General features: G+C 71.7%; 5 protein-coding genes. 1 reads left to right on the plus strand and 4 read right to left on the minus strand.

The features are described 5' to 3' along the window. Positions 1-86 precede the first annotated feature (86 nt). Positions 87-1778 (minus strand): thiol reductant ABC exporter subunit CydD, encoded by a 1692-nt coding sequence (cydD, locus tag NON00_RS23795; protein ID WP_256025277.1) that lies wholly within the window; start codon positions 1776-1778, stop codon positions 87-89. Positions 1779-1934: 156 nt separating this feature from the next. Between cydD and NON00_RS23800 the strand changes: the two genes are divergently transcribed. Further along, positions 1935-2822, plus strand: a complete 888-nt coding sequence (locus NON00_RS23800; protein ID WP_256025278.1) for a polysaccharide deacetylase family protein — start codon at positions 1935-1937, stop codon at positions 2820-2822. 264 nt (positions 2823-3086) lie between these two features. Here the strand turns inward: NON00_RS23800 and NON00_RS23805 are convergent, their stop codons facing one another. From NON00_RS23805 to purE, 3 genes are all read right to left on the minus strand, one after another. Next, the gene (locus tag NON00_RS23805) at positions 3087-4166 is read right to left on the minus strand and encodes an OmpA family protein (RefSeq protein WP_256025279.1); all 1080 of its coding nucleotides are present in this window, start codon (positions 4164-4166) and stop codon (positions 3087-3089) included. Between the two features lie 178 nt (positions 4167-4344). Then, positions 4345-5493 (minus strand): 5-(carboxyamino)imidazole ribonucleotide synthase, encoded by a 1149-nt coding sequence (locus NON00_RS23810; protein ID WP_256025280.1) that lies wholly within the window; start codon positions 5491-5493, stop codon positions 4345-4347. Continuing rightward, on the minus strand, positions 5490-5945 hold the full coding sequence (purE, locus tag NON00_RS23815; protein ID WP_256025283.1) for a 5-(carboxyamino)imidazole ribonucleotide mutase: 456 nt from the start codon (positions 5943-5945) through the stop codon (positions 5490-5492). Before purE ends, NON00_RS23810 begins: the two co-directional genes overlap by 4 nt. Positions 5946-6156 lie beyond the last annotated feature (211 nt).

The raw sequence follows: 6156 nt of genomic DNA on the forward strand, positions 1-6156 counted from the left end.
CCCCCCCCCCCCCCCCCCCCCCCCCCCCCCCCCCCCCCCCCCCCCCCCCCCCCCCCCCCCCCCCCCCCCCCCCCGGGACGCCGCCTTCATTCCCCGGCCATCCGGGACACGCCGGCCCGGCCCTGTTCGAGTTCGATCACCCGGCCGAAGCGGGTGCGCAGCGCGGGGGAATGGGTGGCGATGATGGCGGTGCGCCCGGCGCAGAGGCGGCGCAGGCTTTCCAGCAATTCCGCCTCGGTGTTGGGGTCGAGATGGGCGGTGGGCTCATCCAGCAGCACCAGCGGGGCATTGCGCAGGAAGGCGCGGGCGATGGCCACGCGCTGCGCCTGCCCACCGGAGAGGCCGAAGCCGCCCTCGCCCACCACCGTCTCCAGCCCCTGGGGCAGCGACTCGGCGAAATCGGTGACGCGGGCGGCGCGGGCGGCGGCCTCCACCTCGGCCGGGCTGGCCTCCGGGCGGGCCAGGATGATGTTCTCGCGGATGGTGCCGCGGAAAAGATGCGCCTTCTGCCCGACATAGGCGGAGAGGCGGCGCAGCTCGGCCGGGCGCAGGGTCAGGGCATCGCGCCCGTTCAGGGCGATGCGGCCCGAATCGGGGCGGCGGAAGCCCATCAGCAGCCGCAGCACGGAGGATTTGCCGGAGCCTGACGGCCCGGCCAGGACCAGCGCCTCCCCCGGCAGGGCACGGAAAGAAAGGTCCACCAGCGCCGGGCCGCGCGTGGCGTCATAGGTGAGGCCGACGCCCTCGAAGGTGACGACGACGCTGGGCGGGATCTCGGCGAGGTCCAGCCCCTCCTCCGCCGCGCCAGGGGGGAGCGGCGGGGCGAGCAGCGGGGCCAGGGCGGCGGCGGCGCCCTGGGCGGCCATGCGCTCGTGATAGGCGGCGGAGAAGGCGCGCAGCGGCGCGAAGAAGCCCGGCACCATCAGCAGGCAGAACAGCGCCGCCTGCGGGTCCGGATGGCCGGCGGAGAGCATGTTGCCATGCCGCCAGGCGAGGCAGCCCAGCACGGCGGCGAAGAGCACCTCCAGCACCAGCCCGGAGAGGAAGGCGACGCGCAGCACCTTCATGGTGCGGCGGCGCAGATCCTCGGCGGCGGCGGCCAGGGCGGCGGCCTCGGCCTCCTGGCGGCGGAAGAGGACGATCTGCGGCAGGCCGCGCATGCGGTCGAGGAAGCGGCCCGAAAGGGCCTGGAGCGCGTCGAACTGCCGCCGGCTGGCCAGGGCGGCACCGATTCCCGTCACCGCCATGCCCACCGGCACCAGGGCGCCGGCGACAAAAAGAATCAGGCCGCTCAGGGTGTCTTCCGCCGCCACGGCGCAGGCGATGAGCAGCGGGCCGAGGGCGGCAAGCAGCGCGGCGGGCAGCCAGCGGGCGAAATAGCCGTCCAGCGCCTCGATGCGGTCCACCACCAGGGCGGCGCGCTCGCCCACCGGGCGCTCATCGGCGGGGCCGAGGGCGAGCAGGCGGGAAAAGGCGCGGCGGCGCAGAGTGGCGCGCGCGGCGGCACCGGCGGCGGATTGCGCCCGTTCCTGCGCCACGCCAAGAGAGATGGAGAGCAGGGCCAGGGCCCCGGCGGCGGCCAGCTCGGCCCAGCCGGCGCGGCCATGGCCGAGCAGGGCGGCGAGGAGCAGGGCCATGAACCAGGCCTGGGCCAGGCCACAGGCGATGGAGGCGAGGCCGAGCAGGACGGGGCGGGCCAGCCGGGCCCGGCCCTCTCGGGCCGCGGCGGAGAGCAGGGCACGCGCCGCGGCGGCCTCGGCCGGCGGGGGCTTGGACATGTCGCGCTTCTAGCGGTTTTTGTGTGTCGCGGGAACCGTGCGGCAACCTGGCTTGATGCTTGCTATCCCCGCGTGTGCGCCACGCGGCGCGAGGGCCGGCCCGGACAGGGCGGTCCGGCCTCGCCCCGCGTGGAACGTCCGGATGGAGGAGATCCCATGCTGCCCACCCACGGCCGATACGACTACCATCCATGGCCGAACCGACCGGCCTATGGCTGGCCGATGGGCACCAAGCTGGCCGTCTATATCGGCCTGAACCTGGAGCACTTCGCCTTTGGCGAGGGGCTGGGCATGTCGCTCGCGCCAGGGGGGCCCCAGCCGGATGTGCTCAATTACGCCTGGCGGGACTATGGCAACCGCATCGGCGCCTGGCGGCTGATGGAACTGTTCGACGAGCTGAAGCTGCCCGCCAGCGTGCTGCTGAATTCGGCCATGTACCAGTATGCGCCCGAGTTGGTCGCCGCCCACCGCAAGCGGGGGGACGAGATCGTCGGGCATGGCCGGACCAACAGCGAGCGGCAATCCCTGATGCCCGAGGACGAGGAACGCGCGCTGATCGCCGAGTCGACGGCCGCCATCACCGAGGCCGAGGGCAAGCCCCCCTCCGGCTGGCTCTCCCCCTGGATCGCCGAGACGCACCACACCCCGGACCTGCTGGCGGAAGCCGGCTACCGCTACACGCTCAACTGGTGCGTCGACGACCAGCCCATCTGGATGAAGACCCGCGCCGGAAGGCTGCTCGCCATCCCCTACCCGCAGGAGGTGAACGACATCCCCGCCATCGGCTCCCGCAAGGACGGGGCCCAGCAATTCGCCGATATGATCGTCTCCGATTTCGACGAGCGGCGGCGGCAGGTGCGCGATGGCAAGCCGCAGGTCATGGGCATCGCCCTGCACCCCTATATCGTCGGCCAGCCCTACCGGCTGCGGGCGCTGCGCGGCGCCCTCACCCACATCGCCGCACAGCGGGATACCGTCTGGCTGACCACCGCCGGCCAGATCTGCGACCACGTCCACAGCCTCCCCGAGGGCCTCGTCCCCTGATTCTTCTTTCAGGCTGCCGCTCCCGGGTGGAGAGGCGGGACTCGGGACGGGAGAGCGGCACTCCGAGTGACACGGTGGCACAGCGCCAGCCACGGGCGCCGCGCCGCCGCAACACGGGCGCGGGGCTGGAACACAGCGTCCCGCCTCACCACAAGACGGCGGCAGCCTGATAAAAAAGCGTCCCGCCTCACCACAAGACGGCGGCAGCCCGAAAAAAAAGGCGCCCGGAGGCGCCTTTTCTTCTGGCCGGGATCGGCTGCGCGATTAGCGCAGGACGATCTCGACGCGGCGGTTCTGCGGCTCGCGCACGCCGTCGGCCGTCGGGACCAGCGGGCGGCTCTCGCCGAAGGCCTGCACGGTGATGGCGTTGCGGGCCACACCCAGGCGGACCAGCTCAGCGGCGACCGCGTCGGCGCGGCGCTGCGACAGGCGCTGGTTGTACTGCGGCGAGCCGGAGCGGTCGGCGTGGCCGGCCACTTCGATGCGCGTCGCCTGCACGCGGCTGGAGTTCTGCGCGGCTTCGGCAACGATCTGGCGGGCACGGTCCGTCAGGTCGGCGCGGTCGAAGTCGAAGAACACCAGGTAGGTGCGGGCCAAGGGCACAACCGGCGCCACCGACGGAGCGGCGACGGGCACCGGAGCCGGCGGCACCGGGGCGCCGAAGGCATAGCGCAGGCCCAGGAACACCGAGTGGTTGTAGTTCTCGGAGTCAACCTTGGTGCGCGCGGTCACGGTGCCAGCCGTGTTGCGGGTCACGGCGGTGAACTCGGGATCCAGCGAGCCCAGGAAGCGGTACTCGGCGGTCACGGCCAGGCCCGGCACGGCGGCGATCGGGAAGGCGGCGCCGACGATGCCCTGGAAGGCGAACTGGCCGTCGGTGTCGTCGATCGTCACGCTGGAGCGGCCGGCGCCGCGGGTGCGGACGGTGTCGTAGTCGCTCCACACATAGCCGACGCCAGCGCCGACATACGGAACCACGGGCAGGCCGAGGTTGAAGTCGTACAGGGCGTTGACCATCGCGCCATAGGTGCGGACGGTGCCGCCGACGCCCGGCAGGCTGGCGCCGCTCTTCAGGCTGTCAACGTCGTTCTGGCGGTAGTTGCCCTCGAGCTCGGCGCGCAGGCCGTTGCCGAAGCCATAACCGACGCTCAGAACACCGCCGAAGCCGTGCTCGAACTCAGCGCTGGTCTTGCCAGAACCACCGCTGGAGGCGGAGATGTCCGCTTCCTGCAGGTAGTTGTAGCCAGCGCCGGCGCCGAGATACACGCCCGAGACAGGCTGCGCCTGGGCCGCGAGCGGCAGCGCCATAACGGTCGCGGCCAGAAGCGCCTTCTTGAGGCTCATTAGAATTCTCCTCGATCCACCAGAGGCATGCTCGCCGCGCCCGCATCCCGGACATGACACCCGAGTCACGGCGCCGCGTGGACGTTCAATTAGCATCCCCCAGCTCGCCTTGCAGTATGCAGGCGGGAGTTTCCCAATGCCTGTGGCAAGGAGGACACAGTCCCCCTTGACATTTTGGTCACAGGCCTGAGAGCAGCGCCGCCTCAGCCGTATCGGCCAGGGTATCAGAGAGTGTGCCAGAGAGGGTGCCGCGCGGAAAAAGCCTGTTGGCATGCCCCATCTTGCGGCCCTCACGCGCCGAGGCCTTGCCATAGAGATGGACAGCCACGCTGTTGTCCCCCAGCAACGCCGGCAGCTTCGCCATGCCCTCGGGGCCGACGAGGTTGCGCATCACCGCATCCGAATGCCGCTCCACCCCGCCCAGCGGCAGGCCGGCCACGGCGCGGATATGCTGGTGGAACTGGCTGGCGGCGCAGGCATCCATCGTCCAATGGCCGGAATTGTGCGGGCGCGGGGCGATCTCGTTGCCCAGCAGCCGGCCATCCGGCAACAGGAAGAACTCCACCGCCAGCACGCCCACCAGATCCAGCTCCGCCGCCACGCGCATGGCATGGGCGCGCGCCGCCGCCGCCGCCGCCGGCGCCACGCGGGCGGGGGCGAAGGAGAGGTCGAGGATATGGTGGTGGTGGTGGTTCTCCACCGCGTCATAGGCCACCGCCTGCCCGTCCAGCCCGCGCGCGGCCACCGCGGAAATCTCCTGGGTGAAGGGGACGAAGGCTTCCAGGATCAGCGGCTTCGGCTCCAGCCGGGCGAAGGCGGGGGCGAGGTCCTCCGGCGCGCGCAGCACCGCCTGGCCGCGCCCGTCATAGCCCAGCCGCGTGGTCTTCAGCACCGCAGGCAGGCCGATCTCGGCCACGGCCTTGTGAAGATCCTCCAGGCTGTGCACGGCGCGCCAGGGGGCGACGGGCACGCCGGCGGCTTCCAGGAAGGTCTTTTCCTGGAGGCGGTCCTGGCAGACGGCCAGCGCCTTCTTCCCCGGCCGGCAGGGCACCAGCGGCGCCAGGATCTCCAGCGTGCGGGCGGGGACATTCTCGAACTCGAAGGTCACCACATCGACGCTGGCGGCGAAGGCGGCCAGGGCCGCCGCATCCTCGTAATCGGCCACGCTGCGCGCGGCGGCCACCTGCATGCCGGGCGAATCCGCCTCCGGCGCATAGATATGGCAGCGATAGCCCAGCTCGGCGGCGGCCAGGGCGGACATCCGCCCGAGCTGCCCGCCCCCCAGGATGCCGATGGTCGCGTTGGGGGGCAGCGGGGTGGCGCTCATGCCGGCTCCTCCGCCACGGCGGCGGTCTGCGCCGCGCGGTATTCCTCCAGCCGGGCGGCCAGGGCGGCATCGGTGGTGGCCAGCATGGCCGCCGCCAGCAGCGCGGCATTGACCGCGCCGGCACGGCCAATGGCCAGCGTGCCCACCGGAATACCCGCCGGCATCTGCACGATGGACAGCAGCGAATCCATGCCCTTCAGCGCGTGGCTCTCCACCGGCACGCCGAGGACGGGCAGCCGCGTCATGGACGCCGCCATGCCCGGCAGATGCGCCGCCCCCCCCGCCCCGGCGATGATCACCCGCAGCCCGCGCCCGGCCGCCGCATGCGCGTAATCATAAAGACGCTGCGGCGTGCGGTGCGCCGAGACCACCTTGGTCTCATGCGGCACGCCGAGCTTTTCCAGCGTCTCGGCGGCGTGACGCATCGTCTCCCAGTCCGAGCGGCTGCCCATGATGATGCCGACCAGCGGCGCAAGCGGAGTGTCGTTCACGCGGAAAATCCCGGAGCAGGACAATCAAGGCCGCGCCCATGCCCCACCCCCTCCCCCTTGTCCATTTTTTTTTGCGCAGGGGAAGGGAGAAAGGGGTTTTAAGGCCTGTTAGAGCTTGATCCAGTCTGCGGTGGCTGCGAGGCAGAGGATGCCGAGGAATGATCGGGCGGTC

Origin of the sequence: Roseomonas sp. GC11 (genome assembly GCF_024437745.1) — a bacterium.
GTDB lineage: Bacteria > Pseudomonadota > Alphaproteobacteria > Acetobacterales > Acetobacteraceae > Pseudoroseomonas.

Bases quoted from the DNA above. Each gene is read 5' to 3' on its own strand.
- cydD (WP_256025277.1), bottom strand. From the start codon at position 1,778: ATGTCCAAGCCCCCGCCGGCCGAGGCCGCCGCGGCGCGTGCCCTGCTC.
- NON00_RS23800 (WP_256025278.1), top strand. From the start codon at position 1,935: ATGCTGCCCACCCACGGCCGATACGACTACCATCCATGGCCGAACCGA.
- NON00_RS23805 (WP_256025279.1), bottom strand. From the start codon at position 4,166: ATGAGCCTCAAGAAGGCGCTTCTGGCCGCGACCGTTATGGCGCTGCCG.
- NON00_RS23810 (WP_256025280.1), bottom strand. From the start codon at position 5,493: ATGAGCGCCACCCCGCTGCCCCCCAACGCGACCATCGGCATCCTGGGG.
- purE (WP_256025283.1), bottom strand. From the start codon at position 5,945: ATGGGCAGCCGCTCGGACTGGGAGACGATGCGTCACGCCGCCGAGACG.